Annotated in this window: 12 protein-coding genes and 5 pseudogenes; 2 read left to right on the forward strand and 15 right to left on the reverse strand. The window is 34.1% G+C overall.

Annotated elements, in window-relative coordinates:
- Window positions 1-295: 295 nt before the first annotated feature.
- The 5 genes and pseudogenes from H280_RS23215 to H280_RS0107335 all read right to left on the reverse strand — a co-directional run.
- Window positions 296-1,315: pseudogene (locus H280_RS23215) on the reverse strand (DNA topoisomerase); the annotation flags it as partial.
- A gap of 94 nt (window positions 1,316-1,409) precedes the next feature.
- Entirely contained in the window at window positions 1,410-2,852 is a 1,443-nt protein-coding gene (locus H280_RS23220; RefSeq protein ID WP_442852818.1) for a reverse transcriptase domain-containing protein, read from the reverse strand.
- Window positions 2,845-3,237 (reverse strand): hypothetical protein, encoded by a 393-nt coding sequence (locus H280_RS26965; protein WP_020060470.1) that lies wholly within the window; start codon window positions 3,235-3,237, stop codon window positions 2,845-2,847. Before H280_RS26965 ends, H280_RS23220 begins: the two co-directional genes overlap by 8 nt.
- A gap of 704 nt (window positions 3,238-3,941) precedes the next feature.
- Window positions 3,942-5,072 (reverse strand): annotated as a pseudogene (locus H280_RS23225) (DNA topoisomerase); the annotation flags it as partial.
- A 246-nt stretch (window positions 5,073-5,318) separates the two neighbouring features.
- Window positions 5,319-5,501: pseudogene (locus H280_RS0107335) on the reverse strand (aminopeptidase P family protein); the annotation flags it as partial.
- Window positions 5,502-5,784: 283 nt separating this feature from the next.
- Between H280_RS0107335 and ric the strand changes: the two are divergent.
- Both ric and H280_RS0107345 read left to right on the forward strand, forming a co-directional pair.
- Window positions 5,785-6,492, forward strand: coding sequence for an iron-sulfur cluster repair di-iron protein (gene ric / locus H280_RS0107340; protein WP_020060473.1), 708 nt, complete (start codon window positions 5,785-5,787; stop codon window positions 6,490-6,492).
- A gap of 269 nt (window positions 6,493-6,761) precedes the next feature.
- The gene (locus tag H280_RS0107345; RefSeq protein WP_020060474.1) at window positions 6,762-7,460 is read left to right on the forward strand and encodes a Crp/Fnr family transcriptional regulator; all 699 of its coding nucleotides are present in this window, start codon (window positions 6,762-6,764) and stop codon (window positions 7,458-7,460) included.
- Between the two features lie 332 nt (window positions 7,461-7,792).
- On the opposite strand, the gene H280_RS0107350 is transcribed toward H280_RS0107345, so the two are convergent.
- The 10 genes and pseudogenes from H280_RS0107350 to H280_RS0107390 all read right to left on the reverse strand — a co-directional run bounded on the left by H280_RS0107350 (window position 7,793) and on the right by H280_RS0107390 (window position 18,550).
- Window positions 7,793-9,265, reverse strand: a complete 1,473-nt coding sequence (locus tag H280_RS0107350) for a protein adenylyltransferase SelO (RefSeq protein WP_020060475.1) — start codon at window positions 9,263-9,265, stop codon at window positions 7,793-7,795.
- Between the two features lie 309 nt (window positions 9,266-9,574).
- Window positions 9,575-10,723, reverse strand: coding sequence for a non-hemolytic enterotoxin subunit C (nheC, locus tag H280_RS0107355; protein ID WP_020060476.1), 1,149 nt, complete (start codon window positions 10,721-10,723; stop codon window positions 9,575-9,577).
- 431 nt (window positions 10,724-11,154) lie between these two features.
- Window positions 11,155-12,282 carry a non-hemolytic enterotoxin subunit B gene (gene nheB / locus H280_RS0107360; RefSeq protein WP_020060477.1) on the reverse strand — a complete coding sequence of 376 codons (1,128 nt, stop codon included), beginning with the start codon at window positions 12,280-12,282 and terminating at the stop codon, window positions 11,155-11,157.
- 59 nt (window positions 12,283-12,341) lie between these two features.
- Window positions 12,342-13,502 carry a non-hemolytic enterotoxin subunit A gene (nheA, locus tag H280_RS0107365; RefSeq protein WP_020060478.1) on the reverse strand — a complete coding sequence of 387 codons (1,161 nt, stop codon included), beginning with the start codon at window positions 13,500-13,502 and terminating at the stop codon, window positions 12,342-12,344.
- A gap of 823 nt (window positions 13,503-14,325) precedes the next feature.
- The gene (locus tag H280_RS0107370) at window positions 14,326-14,721 is read right to left on the reverse strand and encodes a cytidine deaminase (RefSeq protein WP_020060479.1); all 396 of its coding nucleotides are present in this window, start codon (window positions 14,719-14,721) and stop codon (window positions 14,326-14,328) included.
- 37 nt (window positions 14,722-14,758) lie between these two features.
- Window positions 14,759-16,060, reverse strand: a complete 1,302-nt coding sequence (locus H280_RS0107375) for a pyrimidine-nucleoside phosphorylase (protein WP_028411144.1) — start codon at window positions 16,058-16,060, stop codon at window positions 14,759-14,761.
- A gap of 55 nt (window positions 16,061-16,115) precedes the next feature.
- Window positions 16,116-16,241 (reverse strand): annotated as a pseudogene (locus H280_RS26970) (NupC/NupG family nucleoside CNT transporter); the annotation flags it as partial.
- A pseudogene (locus H280_RS26370) lies at window positions 16,229-16,452 on the reverse strand (Na+ dependent nucleoside transporter N-terminal domain-containing protein); the annotation flags it as partial. The pseudogenes H280_RS26370 and H280_RS26970, both read right to left, overlap by 13 nt.
- 107 nt (window positions 16,453-16,559) lie before the next feature.
- Complete coding sequence (gene deoC, locus H280_RS0107385; RefSeq protein WP_020060482.1) at window positions 16,560-17,231, reverse strand: deoxyribose-phosphate aldolase; 672 nt, start codon at window positions 17,229-17,231, stop codon at window positions 16,560-16,562.
- Between the two features lie 380 nt (window positions 17,232-17,611).
- Window positions 17,612-18,550, reverse strand: a complete 939-nt coding sequence (locus tag H280_RS0107390; protein WP_020060483.1) for a sugar-binding transcriptional regulator — start codon at window positions 18,548-18,550, stop codon at window positions 17,612-17,614.
- Window positions 18,551-18,677: the final 127 nt, after the last annotated feature.

Raw genomic sequence — 18,677 nt, forward strand, 5'->3', positions numbered from 1 at the left:
TTAATAAAATTGCCATATTTTTTATCATATATTTCGTAACAAAATTGTATTAGTCTGCAACTTTTTATAACTATACAACAATTCATTCTTTTGCTTACTGACTTTTTTATATTTAAACAATGTGATTTATTCTTATCGCTTCTTTTTCCTAACTTGACATTTTATCAAAATAATAACCAAAAACTTATTATTTCCTTTTAAGTCTTTTCTAGTCTAATTAATTTTTCCTCAACACACTTTTATCCAGTAAAGAACCTTTTTGTTCAGTAAAGGACTTTTTTATTTTTTGACAATCTCACTTCTCAAACACAAAATTAATCTTATTCCCTTTCCACTCTAACTTTGCGTCAAATGTTTTATCGTTCTTCTTAAAACCTTTCATTAATTCTGTTTGTTCACCTTTTAGTAGCTTGTTCATGTTCTTTTGCGAAATCGTTTTTCCTAATATCTTTTTAGAGATTGTGAAATCACATTTCGTTGTATTATAGTTTGAACATCCATAAAAAGTAGATTTATCAATTACATCTCCATCACACTTTTTACATTGCCCTACTTTTTTACCGACTGTAAATTTTGAATTGGATCGCTCAATAGACTCAACATGTAACCCAGTAAAATCCCATTTCTCAGACATTTCAATTGCATCTTCAATAATTTTTGCTGAGAGCTTTTTCGTTTGTTCCATAAATGTAGCTGGCGAAGCTGTCCCTTCCCCTATTTCTGCAAGGCGCTGCTCCCATTTTGCTGTCATTTCTGGTGAAGCTAATATTTTATCACCAATTGCAGTTATGAGTACTTTTCCTTTATCAGTCGCATACACTTGGTTTTTCTTTACTTCGATATACTTTCTGTCTTTCAGCATTGTAATAATACCAGCCCGTGTTGCTTCTGTGCCTAAACCTTCTGTCTTTTTTAATACTTTTTCCAGTTCTTCGTTCTCTAAATACTTTCCAGCTGTTTTCATTAATGTAATAAGCTGACCTTCTGTATATCGTTTTGGCGGCTGAGTTTTTCCTTCTTTCACTTTCACCTTTACAACTTTACCTTGTTCCCCTTCCTTCACAATAGGAAGGATTGTTTCTTCATCTTTATCATCTTGAAAAATGACTTTACGCCATCCTTCTTGAATTTGCTGCTTTCCTTTGGATACGAATTCAGCACGGCCATCAACAAGTGTTGTAATAGTCGTGTAATCAAAAATTGCCGCTTCATAATGCGCTGCAATCAATCTTCTTACAATCATATCGTAAATTTTTCTTTCATCGCCTGATAATTTATTTGGATTCGTTACTTGTTCTGTTGGAATGAATAGGAATAGGTAACTTTCTACTTCGGCATTCCCCGTTAAGTTTACTCGTTTTCCCCTCCTCCACACCGTACATGAGAGTTTCCCCTCATACGGCGTTCCATCAAATACTCAATAGTTTAATTGGTTCAAGATGACAATGTCTTCGAAGTTTATTTAGCTTATTTAGGGCTTTTTTATCTTCAATGATATGTTTATATTTCTCAATCGTTTCGGTTGTTGTTGCGTGTATCAATTTATGCACATGCTTATGGACAATGCGTAGGTTTCGATAATCATCTTTTCCGCCCATATTTCTTGACAGTACATGATGACAGTGTAATTCTTCTATGGTTAACTGTTTTTCTGTTACTTCACATTTCATTTGTGTCATGGAAGCTCTTGAAATTCGATTATCATTGTATTCAGCACTTTCGTATGGATTATACATTTTAGCTAGTTGAATAATATCACCTCTTGTTTGACTCTTAAGACTCTTCGATGATTTTATTCGTCCTTCTTTTGTATAATCACAAATATCTTGACTGAAGTTCATTACTTTTTTATGCTGAACGTAGTGAATCGGATAGATACACACATTGTGGATCTTCCATGTTTTCGATGCACATTTCCCATAGAATTTCTTGTACACTGGTGACTTGTCGGTGTCAATTGGTATCAAGAATCTCCCTACTTGCCTTAGCTTATGATACATAAATAGTGTCAGCGTGAAGTTTAATCTTGCAAAATCTAAATTGCAGTAGGTGGCACAACTGTAGTATTCATGCCAACCTAAAATCATACTGTTTAGTTTTGTGACATGGGATGATTGAATGTTTTCGTGAATAATCTTGACTTGCTCTTTTACTTCCTTTTTCATTCGCTCTAACGCTTTGTCTGCAATATGCGACTGAGCCACATATCCTCCAAAGGTTTTTCCCTTCTTTACAGCTTTGATTTTTACTCCTAAAAAGTCAGAGTAGCTTTTCCGCAAATTGATGATTTTCGATTTTTCTTCACTAATATCCAACTTCAATCTAATGTTTAACCAATCTTTTACTGCACTTAATATTCTTTTGGCACTGTTGTAGTCTCGGCACATAATTTTAAAATCATCCGCGTACCTCACAATATACATCTGTTTAAGATTTGTTTTCTTTTGTTGATTGTACTGGCTTTGGTGCGATTTGTACGTCCTTTGTGTTTCGAATGTTTCCCATTGTGAAGAAATCCACCAATCTAATTCATTTAGTACTATATTAGAAAGGAGTGGTGAGAGAATTCCTCCCTGTGGTGTTCCTTTATTTGGAATACCTTCTCCTTGAATAGGTGCTTTTAACATAGCTTTAATGATACTAATTAATTTCCTATCTTGAATACCTAATGCATACATTTGTTTAATTAGTTTTGTATGGTTCACATTATCGAAGAAGCCTTTGATATCAATATCAACTGTGCAATAAAATTTCCCAATATTTATAAGGGTCATCATACGTGATATTGCGTGTTTGGTGCTTCTATTCGGACGGAAACCGTAGCTATGTGGATGGAACTTCGCTTCACATATAGGTTTCTAACACTTGTTTAATGCATTGCTGTACAAGTCTATCAATGATTGTGGGTATTCCTAATGATCTTGTTTTACCATTTGCTTTCGGAATATGAACTCTTCTTACAGTATCAGGCTTGTAATGATTGAACTTATCCTTTACTGCTTGGATGTAGGATTCCAACGATTTATCTTTCATATCCTTTATTGTGATTTTATCTACGCCAGCCGTTTGACTCCCTGTATTACTTTTGATTGTTCGATATGCCAATCGAATATTATTTTCACTTGCGATGATTTTCATTAGATTACGAAACGAATTTTTATTTTGTGACTTTTTGTATAAGTCATCAAATGTTTGTGTCATATCATAATAGTCATTGTATCTAAATTTGTTCGTCACTCTGTTGGGACAACTCCTTTACGTGAATTGTTTTCCCTTTCTTACCCGAAAAACAGAGTTGATTTTGAATCAATTAATCTTTTCATATTTGACTTGTGCCTATCCCTCCACCACTTATTATCATGGTTTCATCGGTACTGTGGCACTACTTTCACCAAGATGAAGTAGCTTATGATACCCGAAGGCTTTTCGTCTACAACCGTCCTCGACTATGAGTTTTTCTGTTAAACAGATACAGTTCTTGGTTTCCCACGTTCCAAAGATTCCCGTTGATGTAATACTTAGGTGCTTCCTTTGAGCCTGTTAGCTTGATACCGTCATTAGCTCGGTATAGAGACTTTCATAACGCAAAATCTTACTCATCTCCACTAACTTACCAGATTCGATAATACCCTATCATCCCAGATAAGATAACCACTTATAGACCCGTACATTCGGAAGTTCGTCAATACATTCGTACATTCTCACCATATATTACAACCACCCGACTACTCTAAATGGCAGTTCTGATTCCTGCTCATTTTCGCCGACTTCACCCCGCTTTAAACAGTTCCACAACAGTCTGCTTTCCTGCTTAGGGGAGTATCAGTGTGAGGGTTTCAGCACAGCATGACGGCTTTCATTCCCCTCAAGGATTCTTTAGTTTTCTAATAAATCTTCCCAACTAATATTTCTATTAGGATTTCAGATTAACGTGTCGCACTTGCATAATGATCTGTAACCTTCTTTTCATTTACATAGCGCTTATTATTCATAATAGAAGGAATTGGAGCTGGCAATACATCTTTATATTCTTCAAACTGACTTAATTTCTGTAAAATATCAGGAAACGTGGCAGCTTCGCCTTCCGTTACATAGTTTGAGTCCGAACGCGGATACGAGACAATTCCTTTTTGATATAAAGCTTGTGTTATATCAAGTGTTTTCTTTGGCGAAAATTTAAATGCTTTATTCACCGTTGCTTGTAAGGATGACAAGTTAAATAAAAATGGCGGCTGAAACTCTTTCCGCTCTGTTTTCATTTCTTTCACTTCAGCCGGTTTATTTTGACAAAATGCAGCAATTTTATTTGCCATATTTGGATCTTTTAAGCGAGATTCATTATCTTGTTCCCACTTACCATCATATTTTTTTCCTTCTATATGAAAGGTTGCAAATACTTCCCAAAATGACTCTGATTTAAAGTCTTCAATTTCTTTCTCTCGTTTCACAATTAATGCAAGTGTTGGGGTTTGCACACGCCCAGCGGAGAAAACATCATTCATTCCTTTTTTCTTTAGTAAAATGCTAAAAACACGGGAAGCATTCATCCCAACGACCCAGTCAGCACATGAACGCGTATATGCTTCGTAGTATGTATTGATTGTATCTGCTTCATCAAGTAAGTTTTTAAATCCTTGATAGATTGCTTGCTTCGTTAAAGAGGAAATCCAAAGACGTTTCATCGGCTTTTGCACATTACAAAGATGAATGATATTCCGTACAATTAATTCCCCTTCGCGCCCAGCATCTCCCGCATGAATAATTTCCGTCACTTGCGGATTATGTAACAGTTGTTTCACAACATTAAATTGCTTATACTTTGACTTTGTTACTTCAAACTGAAAACGTTCCGGAATCATCGGCAACGTATCTAATGACCATTTTTTCCACTCTGCATGATAATGTTCCGGATTACATAACTGTGTTAAATGACCAATTGCCCATGTACAATAAGCACCGTTTGGAAACAGTTCGTTCGCTTCTACTTCTAAATAGCCATCTTTCCGCCTGTATTTAAACTGAGAAACAAGCGCCAAACCTTGATCTGGTTTCTCGGCAATAATTAATTTCATTTTAAAACTCCCTATCTAAATTCCAGTATAGCTTCAATAATATCTCTTCATTTTTCATATAAACCTTTAAAGAATTCACAAATTTTCACATATAAGTATAACCTATAATTCTGTATACTCTAGACTTCTAATATTATACGCTTAATTTTAGTACCTTCACAATAAGAACTCATTATATAACATATTACATAAAATTCTAAAACAACATGAAGAAAGACGCCACAAATTAGGCGCCTTCGTTTCTTCTTATTTTGCAACAATCTGTCTATCTTTCACGTTCGGATTATGGACTCTCATGAAATCCTCAATCTCTTCAACCGTTCTTATTATGTCTTTTGACAAGTTTTCATATCCATTTTCGGTAACAAGAATGTCATCTTCGATACGAATTCCAATCGCTTCTTCCTCAATATATAATCCAGGTTCCACTAATCTTTTTCGATTTCCAATAAAAAATGATTGCTTCATAACAATCCCCTTTAAACTGACTACCCAGTTTAGTTCATTGTATTATTGTTGTAATTTTCCGTCAATTAACCGGTTTATTTTATTAAGCTCTACTTACTTTTAACATAAATACAAGCATCATCTATATTACATAAACAACGTATGGTGAAATTCACAGGTATCAGTGATATATATCACTACGTAAACTCAAATTTATTGATATTTTTAATCTAGATACAAAATTTAATTTTATGGAGGCATTCATATGGAACATGTATTTACTGAGACTTCTGTAATTGGTGATATTGTTACGAAATTCCCAAAAGCAAGCGACCTTTTTAAATCATATAGAATAGATTTTTGTTGTGGAGGTAACAGACCACTTATCGATGCAATTCATGAGAGAAATTTATCGGTAGAAGAGGTTATTACAAAATTAAATACTCTTTATCATGAAACAAAAGCATTAAATGAATCAAAAATTGACTGGACAATCGCCTCTTATAGTGAATTAATTAACTATATTGTGAATAAACATCATCGCTATTTAAATGAAGAATTGCCACAGTTAAGTCCATATGTGACAAAAGTATTCCGTGTTCATGGGTCAAAACAGCCTCATTTAGCTCAAATTCACAAGCTATTCAATGAACTAAAAACAGAATTAGAACAGCATATTATTAAAGAAGAAACAGAAGATTTCCCGTTGATTTTAGCATTTGAGCAAAATCCAACTGATGAAAATTATACAAAATTGCGCAAAGTGGTAGAACAACTGGAAAGTGAGCATAGTCATGCTGGTGATATTATAAAAGAACTTCGTAACATTACGAATGACTTTACTCCTCCAGAAGGAGCTTGCGGTACTTATCGTCTTGTCTATCAACGACTTGCATCTCTTGAATCCGATCTATTCCAGCATATTCATTTAGAAAATAATATTTTGTTCCCACGTGCAATTGCACAGGTTTAATTACAAAAGGTGAGTCTATAGATATCAAATTAAGGCTCAAAACCAACATTTTTGATCTTGAATAAACAAAAATTTCTTAAATAGATACCGCTTATACGTAAAAAATAGAACATAAGCACTTTTTGCTCATGTTCTATTTCTTATGTATTTTTCTATTATTGATGAAAGTTTCACTTTATCAGTAATATGACTTTGATCACTGCTTTATTTTTAAAAATGGTATAAATTAAATATAGAAATTTGTCTGGAATTATTAAGGAGTTGTATATATGAAAGCAAAAATGATAAAAAGGCATTTACAGGAAGTCACTCTCTTTAAAGAACTTTCAGAAGAAGAACTTCAGCCTATTGTAGATATTTCACAATTACGAACTTACAAGGAAAAATCATTTGTATTTATGCAAGGAGACGAACTTGATCGCGTGTTTTTTATCCACTCCGGTAAAGTGAAAATTCAAAAAACAGATGCAACCGGAAAAGAACAAATTGTTTCTGTGCTTCAAGCTGGAGAAATGTTTCCTCACGCTGGCTTTTTCCAAAAAGGTAACTTCCCAGCACATGCTGAAATACTTGAGACTGCACAATTGATCGTTACTCCAATCGCTGACTTCGAGAACATTTTAATTCAGCATCCTGAATTATGTATTAAAATGTTTAAGGTTCTAGGAGAAAAAATTGTGGATCTTCAGAACAGATTAGAAGAACAAATTCTTCACGATACTTACGAACAAATTATTATGTTATTGCTTCGTTTATGTAAGTCAAATGGTGTAGAAATGAATGGTACATATACTTTAACGACCCAGTTTACGAATCGGGAACTCGCCAATATGATTGGAACGTCAAGAGAAACGATTAGTCGCACTATTAATCAGTTAAAAAGAAAAAAATTAATTGCTGCTGATGAAAACGGTTGTTTCATTATTATTCCAGACGAATTAAAAGCAGAAATCTGTGACCCCTACTAAAAACAAATTGTAACTACTCAGTCACTCTATGAAAAACCGATAGAAAAGCATTTTTTTAAGTGGCCCTGAGGGACTGGCTATGTATAGTAGCGGTCAGGGCCTTTTCCTGCCACGCGCAAAGTTTGAAAACAAAGAAAGGCAGCGAAGTGTAGATTCATTTTGATCTTCATGGCAGCAATTATAGGGAAGCGTATTTTCGCTAGAATTATACTTCTTACTAAACTTCGAAATGAAATGTATGGTTGCGTAGTTACAACACATTAAAAAATGCTACCTCAAAATAAAGAAGTAGCATTTTTTGTATGAATTGTAAACCATAATCAATGTTTTTATCATGTACCACAATACGTTTGATAAGGACAGGATGATGGTTCAGGTAGCGCCGCATACTCCTCCTGTTCAGGGGTGTGTGCGTAAGGGTTTGAAAGGACATTCAGAAGGCGCTCCATCACACTGTAATCCTCATGCTTCACAGCAGCTTCTAATGCTTCCTCTACCCTGTGATTCCGAGGGATTATCGCAGGATTATTTTTCCGCATCAATAAATGTGAAGAGTCTTTTGATTCTTCCTGTCTACCTAGTCTTTTCTGCCACCGTTCATGCCACTCGGCAAACTCTGGCGTTCCAAACAAGTCCACACCCTCTAGCTTATCAAAAGTTAACGCACAGAAGGTATTCGTATAGTCCGCGCGATACTTCTCCATAATAGTAAGGAGATCTTCAATAAGGGATTTATCCTGCGCTTCTTCGTTAAATATCCCTAATTTTGCTCTCATTCCAGCGAGCCAATTTGATTGATATAACTCATTAAAATTTAAAATTGCATTTTGAGCCATTTCCATTGATTTTGCATAATCACTATGCAATAGCGGTAATAATGTTTCAGCTAATCTTGCAAGATTCCATCCACCAATATATGGCTGATTTCCATAAGCATAACGCCCTTGTATATCAATAGAGCTGAATACTGTTTCTGGATCATAAGTATCCATGAAAGCACAAGGACCGTAATCAATTGTTTCCCCGCTTATCGTCATATTATCAGTATTCATTACTCCGTGAATAAAACCAACTAGTTGCCATTTCGCAATCAACGAAGCTTGACGCTTAATTACTTCCTCAAGCAGGAAAAGATAGCGATTTTCTGCCGTCTCACCGCCGGGATAATGTCGCTGTAAAGTATAGTCAGCTAATATTTGGAGCTCTTCAACAGTCCCCCACTGAGCAGCATACTGAAAAGTGCCAACGCGCAGGTGACTTGCAGCGACACGAGTTAAAATTGCACCAGGTAGTTCCGTTTCACGAATGATTGACTCCCCGGTTGTCACCACCGCAAGACTACGGGTAGTAGCAATACCAAGCGCATGCATTGCTTCACTAATAATATATTCACGTAACATTGGTCCTAATGCCGCTCGTCCATCTCCTCTGCGGGAGTATGGCGTACGGCCAGAACCTTTCAGATGGATATCAAACCTTTCATCTAAAGGCGTTATTTGCTCGCCAAGTAGTAAAGCCCTGCCGTCACCTAACCTGTTAAAATGCCCGAATTGATGCCCTGCATATGCTTGAGCAAGAGGCAACGCACCTTCTGGAATACTGTTTCCTGCAAATACCGCTACTCCCTCACCACCCTCTAACTCCTGAATGTTCAATCCTAGAGATGTCGCTAATGGGTGATTGAGAATAGCCAATTTTGGTGCACGTACAGGAGTTGGACTCAAGCTAGAAAAAAACGATTTTGGTAGACGGGCATAACTATTATCAAAGTTCCATCCTGCTTCTATTCTTTCTTTCTTCGTCATCGTATCACCGTCTCTTCTTTTATCTTTTTATATTAGACAAAATTCAAATGGAATGATAATTATGTATTTCTACACCAATACAAAGCAATCTCCTATAATGTCTACTTCTTCCATTTTATTATACCCTTTCTACAGAAATAAGGAGAAAACAAATCATGTTTTATTCTGCATTACCCTACTATATATAAATTTAAATAAGTTTATGTTTTTATAAATAGATTTGGATATTGAAGTACACCTCTATAAAAAAAACATACAACCTTACCAACAATTACAAGGTTGTATGTTTTTAATATTATTTACATGTATTCAGGAGCAATCTGGTCCTATTTGTATATTCCCTCTTATTGGTTCTCCTATTTGTACAATTTCTTCATTTTGTGCAATCTTAGCACCTTCATATAATTTATCCGCATAATTTTTAAGGTCCTGCCAATTATCCTTCGCTGTATTCAGATCTGCTCTTATAATCTCATCAAACAGGTCTATACTAATATTGTTAACACTGTCAATCAATGATTTATATTTTTTCTCCACTGTCCCCCACCTAGTCTTTATATTTTCAAGAGAAGTAACAGCTGTACCAACTGTTGCAGCCATATGTTCCGTTTTATTTTTGGCATCAGTCAAAATAACTAATTCTGCCTCTGCTCCAGAAATTCTGGACTTTAATTGTTCTATTTCTTGTTGTGCAGATGCGATATTCTTGTCAGCAGTGACAATCAATGGTATACCAATTGGAGGCATAAATACAGATAAAGCTATATAGCCACCACGTTTATCATAGTTTTCTTTAATTGTATTATTACAATAATCGATTTGTTGTTTTAGAACCGGAATACCGGCGTTCGTACTTTCTAAAATATTCTCCAATTGATTGAAATCTTCTTTGAAATTTCTTGTATTTTCTGCCATTTCACCTTGGAACCTTTTCAAATTTTCTAACAGTACATCTAATTCTTGACTATTTTTCAAAATACTATTATACAATTTTTCTAGTTCATATTTTAATTTCCCTGTATCTTTTTGATCTAGAGCAGTTAGTAAAAGATTATAACTTGCTTGAAACGTATCATTATAACTTACAATATTCTGATTCGCTCTCATAATATGAGGTTTTAAATCCCCTGACCAAAATCCGGCATTCGCTTTTGCATCCCATTGATGCTTAATCATGTTTGCTCGTAAATCACCATTTATAGAACTTATTTTACTTAAATCTGTCTGTTGTTGTTGAAAGATTGTTTGGGCATATGAATCCATTGTAAGGATACTTGCCGCCATTTTCTCCATTACTTCTTTATAGTTATCAGGACCAAGAGAATAGCTCTTAATCTCTTCTTGTTGTTGGGACACAGTTTGTTCTGCTGCCAAAGTATGAAGTGGAATTACATTACTCGCTGCCATTCCCGTAATGATTGTTGACAAAATAATTTTCTTATATAAATTCTTATTCATCTTTTTCACCTACTCTTTCACATGCATCACATATTTTATTAAATTCATAAGCTTCTATTCTTTACTTCAAATGAATTACGATTATTGCAAATAAAACAACATATTAAAATAGAGATTCTCGTACTTTCTTATTCTATAATCTTTATTAAGTTTCATAACTATGTAGGAAGTCTCCTGCTCAAACTTGAACAGGAGACTCAGTATATATAGATGCAAATTGAAAAACTAACATAAAAACCTTTTCTTTTTCGGTGGGCGAGAGCAACTGGCCATGCATAGAGGCGGTCAGGACCTTTTCCTGCCACGTGCAAAGTTTAAAACAAAGATGGCCATGTTTTGTTCTGCATAGCAGCGACTTAGATGTTAAAAAGTCAACTTGTATTTATATATTATATTTTCCATTACTTCGGCAATTTCTTGAAGTAATATTATTATTTCAAGAAAGAAATCTCACTACTCTGAATATTTTCAGCATACTTTCTAATCTGCTCCCAATGATCCTTCGCTGTATCCAGATCTGCTGTTATATCCATAGCAAGGAATTCTGGGTCAACGGCTTTAGCACTCTTAATCAATGCGTCGTATTTGTTCCCCATTCCATCCCACGCAGTCTTTATATTTTCAAGAGAAACAATAGCTTTATCAATTGTATCTGTTAAATTTTTAATATCACTTTGCACTATCGTTAACCTAGCTGACTGTAGTTTCGCCATTGAAATACTTTGTGTTAGCTTTATAATTTCTTCTTGTGCCTTGATTATCTGCTGCTGCGATGAAACAACTCCGAATATCGAGCCTCCTAATCCAGCTGCACCAATAGGCGCAAAAGGTGAAAGAATTAAGTATACACTAAAAGCAGTTGCAACCGACGATCCAATATAAATTTTGTTATTTTCATCAATTAATGCTTTATTTGCTTCGATTTGTTGCTGAAACAGTGGAATTCCAGCTTCTTGACCAGTTAAAATATTTACGATATTTTCAGCATTCCCTTTTAAATTTTGTGTATCTTTTTCTAATTTGCCGCGAAAGCTTTTCAAATCATCCACTAATTTGGTCACTTGATCTTTATTCTGTGAAATTTCACCATTCAACTTTGTAAGCAAAGCTGTTAGTTTGACTGGATCATTTTTATATTGTAATAAATAACGAGAATAATTTTGGAATTTTGTATCATAACTGATAATATTTTGATTCGTCGTAATTATTCCTGATTTCAAATTATTCAACCAGTATGTTGCATTTTCTCTAGTAAGATTTTGGTTGGCTTTAATGTCTGTTTTTAAATTATCGTCAACTGAAGGTAAACCATCCAAATTAATATCTGCTTGTTTAAGTATAGTTAAAGCATACAGGTCCATTACCAACATATTGGATTTAGTGTCCCTCATCGCATGATCAAGCCCTGTTGGTCCAAGGTAATAACTAGGGTATTTAAGGTCTTGATTTGCATAAATAGGTGCTGGTTCCTCTGCCGAGGCATATGATGGCATAATGCCACCCGCTACGATTGTTGCTATTAATGTAGATAAAGCCATTACTTTATAAGGTTTTTTCATCACATTTTTCTCTCCTTACATTATATTATTAAGAATTATTGTTCTTCATTCTACAAATTTCATCCTGTTACTTTTATTTTTGTAACACTCTCTTGATATTCCGTTGTTTGTTTTTTCAATTCATCCGTAAACTGTTTAAGCTCTTTTAATCGTGCTTGTAATGAATTAGAATCTATTTTCGCATCAGTATTAAGACTTGTCCCCGTTTCAATCATTATGTTATTAAAGGTGTCCCAACTACTTACTAGATTGTCAAAACTCTGAGTTTGCTTTTTAACTGTTCTTGTAAAGTTATTTAATTGCTGCTCAATAAGTGTCATTTGAGTTGCTTGCACTTCAATATTCGATAAATTTTGTACCAATTGAACTAGTTTCTGTTGCTTCTGAGCAATATCTTTATTCAGTTCTGTTACTTTATCATTTTTGAGTTGTCCATATTGGTTATAAATCGCTTCCAAATTAGACACGTCTACAGTTTTCTCCTTAACTCCGTCTTTCAAAATATTAATAACCGACTTTGTAATATTTAAAGAACCGTCTAGATTTTCTTTTGGTAGAGCTAGAAGTTTTTCAAAATCTTCTTGAATGCCTGCATTAAGTTGTCCCATTTCTGCTCTTAATTTTTCAATGTCTCCGTCTGAACTCTTATAAGATTCAAACGCTCTGCTAACTTTACTAGAAAAATTATTACTATCTTCAACCAGTTCGTTTTTAAAATAATTTAAGTCTTCTGAATTTACCTTCATATTATACTGAATTTTTTGCACGTCACCTTGAAGTAAATTAAAAATACGTACAAATAATGCTTTTGCTTCCGAATCTTCATTCATTTTTCCAGCTAGTTCAACTAATTTATTGTAATAATTTGTAAATCTTATTCCGAAACTCTGTATGTCTTGATTTACAACGGATAATTTGTGGTTATTTACATCCAGGCAGTCTCGAACATGGTTTCTTACAGTACCTTGATCAGTTGTTATTCCATATATAGTATTTACATCAAGATCTGGTTGCTGTAATATGATTAGCCCATATCCTTGAATTAATGGCGTCTGTGATCCTAATTTCGTAATCGAATTTGATAACCTATCCATAGCGGGTTCAAGTATACTACTTGGTTGTAAATAAGTTGTATTACTTTCTGCAAAAGTATTTACAGGTAAGAAACAACTTGTAGATACTGCTGTAACTAATAACCCTGCGACTAACGTTTTTTTCATAGTAATTCCTCCTATCAATTGGTGTTTTCTGATAAAAGAGTTAGACTAATTTTTAAATGTTTGATTTTTATTTCTATGAAAACTAGTCTCGAAACTTTTTATCGTTATAGTTTGTTACAAAGATGTTAATTGTGGGAATCTGATCACAGATTATAAATACTTGTACCTAATGCCCTACTATAGCCTTATTCCCTAAGAAGTCACATAAAAAATACGTCGAAGTTAGACCTTGCTTATGTATCTCATACAATGTAACGATCTTATGCCCTTATTAAAACATTATGTTTTTACCAAGTAAATCATAAAATTTTGTTCATCGCCAAACAATAACCGAATATTCTCATAACATAATTTAAAAATAATTATATTAATAAAAATTTAGTAAACCTATTTATTATGGGAGTTATTAATTTTCATTTGATATTTCTATTTAAAATTATAATTATTATAATTTAATAAAGGTTTTTATTTCCATAAAAATGTTTTTGATATAACAAAATACTATTCTATTTAAGCGTTCCCTATATTTGGGTATGTAAAATTGCATGAAAATAGGGAGTAATTTGTACTGTAATAAGCTATTCTTTCACAGAATAATTATTTATATTATTATTTTGAAAGCAACGAATATATAAACTTAGCACTAAAGGAACTAGCTTATTATGAAGAACCCTCTCACCATTTTGATAACCCGTTAATACAAAATAAAGCGAAACTATGAAAATACAAAAAACCCCGAACCATAGACTTTTAAGCGTCCACGACTCGAGGTATAGTTCAATTAGAAAAAAATTTCGTTTATAATTTTCAAATCATACAATACTTATTTTAAATCATCTATCGAAAATGCACCTGGCAACAATTGTTCAACTGTTACTTCTTTTTCATCACCTTTTTGGTTCGTTAATAATACCGGCATTTGCGGATCGCAAAATTCCGCAATCACTTGTCTGCAAGCTCCGCATGGTGAAATTGGTCCATCAGTATTACCTGTTACGACCAAATAACTGAAATTACGTTCCCCTTCTGACACTGCTTTAAAGATTGCTGTTCTTTCGGCACAATTACATAAACCGTAAGATGCATTTTCTATGTTACATCCTGTATAAATTTTACCATCTTTCGTAACGAGTGCCGCTCCAACAGGAAACTTTGAATACGGAATATAAGCTTTTGACAACATTTTATTTGCTTCTTCAATATATTTTTGTTTATTCATATCAATTCCTCCTCAAAGTAAGTGTGATTATTAAGTATTAATCAGTGATAACAGTATAGATTAATTTTGGAGCTTCCGCCTTTTCTGATATAGAGATATTTTCATAAATTTTTGCTTTTACCTCTTCAACGTCCTCGCGATTTGCATAAATTGTTACTAATGGCTCTCCCTCTTTTACCGCATCGCCAACTTTTTTACGTAACATTAAACCAACAGCTAAGTCTATTTCATCTTCTTTCGTAGCTCGGCCTGCTCCTAGAAGCATCGCAGCAATACCAATTTCATCAGCAACAATGTTAGACACAACTCCTGAAGTTTTAGCAGGTACATCAATTACATATTTCGCTTGTGGTAATTTTTCTGGCTGATCAACAATAGAACTGTCTCCGCCCTGATTATGTAAAAATTGTTTGAACTTCTCAATTGCTTTACCATTTTTCATAACTTCTTTCAACATTTCACGTGCTTCTTCTAACGTATTTGCTTTTTTAGCAAGTACAACCATTTGGCTTCCTAATACAAGCACCAACTCTGTTAAATCTTCTGGGCCTTCTCCTTTTAATGTATCAATTGCCTCTTTCACTTCAAGAGCATTACCAATTGCAAACCCAAGTGGTTGTGACATATCAGAAATAACAGCCATTGTTTGACGACCAACATTATTTCCGATTCGCACCATTGCATGAGCTAATTCGATTGCATCTTCTTCTGTTTTCATAAATGCACCTGCACCTGTTTTTACGTCAAGAACAATTGCATCAGCACCTGCTGCAATTTTTTTACTCATAATGGAACTTGCGATTAATGGAATTGAGTTTACCGTTCCTGTCACATCACGCAAAGCATAAATCTTTTTATCAGCAGGTGTTAAATTTCCAGTTTGTCCAATGACTGCAACTTTATCCCGGTTTACGATGTCAATGAATTGTTCTTTCGTAATTTCAACATGGAAACCTTCTACTGCTTCTAATTTATCAATCGTTCCACCCGTATGTCCTAAACCGCGCCCAGACATTTTTGCAACTGGTACATCTAAAGCCGCCACTAACGGTCCTAAAACTAATGTTGTTGTATCACCGACACCGCCAGTTGAATGTTTATCTACTTTAATTCCTTCAATCTCTGACAAATCAATTGTTTCCCCAGATTCAACCATTGCCATCGTTAAGTCTGCACGTTCACGGTCAGTCATATCTTGGAAAAAGATAGCCATCGCAAGTGCACTTGCTTGATAATCAGGGATTGTTCCATCTGTATATCCTTTAATAAAAAATTGAATTTCTTCTGTTGTTAGTTCTTTACCGTCACGTTTTTTCGCAATGATATCTACCATTCTCATCCTGATCACCAATCCTTTTTATTTTTAGTGAATAAAAATTAGTTCTTTTAAACTCTTAATATATTAAGCCAACAATAGCCGCTGATAAAAAGCTTACTAATGTTGCTCCAAATAGTAATTTCAAACCAAATCTTGCGACAACATTCCCTTGTTTTTCATGTAAACTTTTAACAGCATCAGCAGCGTACTTTAATAATTGGCCAAATCCATCTGCAATCCCACTTATTAGGATGTTCCCTGCGCTCGTATTTAAAAGCAAAAACCCTAGCATACATTACAGAACAATCATTAGTTACAATAAGACGGAATTTTACTTTACTTCGATTATTACTAGCAAGCCAGGCGATACCTAAAATAGTAACGAGGCCTAGAATACCGACTAAGTACTTCATTACATTCTCCCGCCTTTTTGTATTCGCTTACATTTTTTTTAGGTGTTAAAGCAATAGATACACTATGTCTTCCATTCATGTATCTATTGCTTGCAACTTTTTATAAATTAATAATTACTTGAACCACCGTTTGTTTCATTTAGCACAATTGCCACACTAGCACTTGCTCCAATTCTAGAAGCGCCAGCTTTCACCATTTTCTCCGCATCTTCTCTTGTACGAACTCCACCAGATGCTTTCACGCCAACGTTTTCTCCAACAGTTTTGCGCATTAATGCAATATCTTCTGCAGTTGCTCCGCCAGTTGAGAATCCAGTTGAAGTTTTTACAAAATCAGCACCAGCTTTAACAGCTAATTGACATGCACGAACTTTTTCTTCATCCGTTAATAAGCAAGTTTCAATGATAACTTTTACAAGTGCTTTTCCATTTGCAGCTTGTACAACTTCATAAATATCTTTTTCAACGAATTCAGTATCGCCATCTTTTAAAGCGCCAACATTGATTACCATATCAACTTCAGTTGCACCTTTTGCAATTACATCTTTTGTTTCAAATACTTTTGTTTCAGTTGTATTCGCACCTAAAGGGAAACCAATTACTGTGCAAACATCTACATCATGTCCTGCTAATTCTTCAGCTGCTAATTTCACCCATGTAGGATTAATACAAACCGAAGCGAAATTGTATTTTTTTGCCTCTTCTAAAACTTTCATAACGTCTTCTTTTTTAGTGTCCGGTTTCAAAACTGTATGATCAATTAACTTTGCAATGTTCATTCTATTCACTCCTCATATCTTTTAACACCTTCATTCTAACTCTATATTGAACAATTGTAAACGAACTTTTGAAATTTTGTTCAATATTTTTAAAAAAGGAATTTATCTCCTCTAAAAAGAATCTTAATTTGTAGTATAAAATGGAGAATAAAGGATGTGAGTCATTTACTAAAATCGAAACCATTTATACTAGCATTACTAATATGTATGGCACTATCTATACTTGTCTTTCAAAAAAGGAAATGAAACGAAAAGTATTCCTTATAAATACTATACGAGGTACTATACACTTATTTACTCATACTAAAAAAAATCATGTATCCAATAAAAAGACTCTCTCAAAATACTACTTTTGAGAGAGTCTTCTATTTCTAATCTTTTTAATAATGTAACAACTCTTTTGCAGTATGCTGATCGATAATTAATACATTCGCATACCCTCCACTTAACGCACCATCAATTGCCTTTACTTTTCTAGTCCCTCCTGCAACTAGAATGGAACGCTCTTTAAAGCGCAGTTTCTCTAAATCAATGCCAATTGTGCGCTTATTTATTTCTTTGCTACAAATTTTACCATCTCCATCAAAGAAACGTGAACAAATGTCACCAACTGCTTTTTCTTTTAATATGTTCATCTCATCTTCGTTTAAGTAGCCTAATCGGAATAATAAAGCCTCGTCCCTAACAGTTCCAACAGTAAAAATAGCTATATTAGCTTGTTTTCCCATTTCAATAATATGGTGGATATGTCTATCCTGTTCCACTAATTCCTTCGTAACTGCGTTATCAAATATAACTGGAAGTGGTAGGTTTCGTGGTGTTGTTTGAAAGGCATCTGCAAATAAAGCAATCGTTTCATTTGCATACGTATTAACACTTGAATGGCTAATGCCTCCTTTTAATTGAACAACCTCTACCCCTTTTACATGCTGTGGCACGATTTTTCTTGCGATTTCATACATAGTAGTTCCCCAGCTCACACCGACAATATCACCATTAGTTACATTATTTTCCATATATTCAGCAGCATACTTACTAATATACTCTGTAATGGCCGTGTACTCTGGTACAGGGGAAAATACGACATGCGCTTCTAATAAATTATATTTTTCTTTAAGTAGGTTACCCACATTATCTAAATCAGCAAATGGATCTGCTATATGAATTTGAACAAACCCTTTTTCTTTCGCATATTTTAACAACCTTGAAATAGTCGGCCTTGAAATATTTAATTTATTTGCAATTTCTTGTTGACTATAATCGGATTGATAATATAATCTTGCAACTTCCACGCTCAACTGTTGTTTTTCTTTATCCATATTCGTTATTTCTAGACCCCTTCCAAACTTATTTTATCTTAATGGCATCATACCATTTCATGTTGTAAAATTCGACTATCTAAATTGGAGATAAAAGTATTTCAGTTAATAAATTAATTTTTAGATA

It is taken from the genome of Bacillus sp. 123MFChir2 (genome assembly GCF_000383235.1).
In the GTDB taxonomy this organism is placed as follows: Bacteria; Bacillota; Bacilli; order Bacillales; family Bacillaceae_G; genus Bacillus_A.

Excerpts from the sequence above, each read along its gene's own strand:
- deoC (WP_020060482.1), bottom strand. The coding sequence starts at position 17,231 with ATGAACATTGCAAAGTTAATTGATCATACAGTTTTGAAACCGGACACT.
- nheB (WP_020060477.1), bottom strand. The coding sequence starts at position 12,282 with ATGAAAAAACCTTATAAAGTAATGGCTTTATCTACATTAATAGCAACA.
- H280_RS0107350 (WP_020060475.1), bottom strand. The coding sequence starts at position 9,265 with ATGACGAAGAAAGAAAGAATAGAAGCAGGATGGAACTTTGATAATAGT.
- H280_RS0107375 (WP_028411144.1), bottom strand. The coding sequence starts at position 16,060 with ATGAGAATGGTAGATATCATTGCGAAAAAACGTGACGGTAAAGAACTA.
- H280_RS0107390 (WP_020060483.1), bottom strand. The coding sequence starts at position 18,550 with ATGGATAAAGAAAAACAACAGTTGAGCGTGGAAGTTGCAAGATTATAT.
- nheC (WP_020060476.1), bottom strand. The coding sequence starts at position 10,723 with ATGAATAAGAATTTATATAAGAAAATTATTTTGTCAACAATCATTACG.
- H280_RS0107370 (WP_020060479.1), bottom strand. The coding sequence starts at position 14,721 with ATGAATAAACAAAAATATATTGAAGAAGCAAATAAAATGTTGTCAAAA.
- ric (WP_020060473.1), top strand. The coding sequence starts at position 5,785 with ATGGAACATGTATTTACTGAGACTTCTGTAATTGGTGATATTGTTACG.
- H280_RS0107345 (WP_020060474.1), top strand. The coding sequence starts at position 6,762 with ATGAAAGCAAAAATGATAAAAAGGCATTTACAGGAAGTCACTCTCTTT.
- nheA (WP_020060478.1), bottom strand. The coding sequence starts at position 13,502 with ATGAAAAAAACGTTAGTCGCAGGGTTATTAGTTACAGCAGTATCTACA.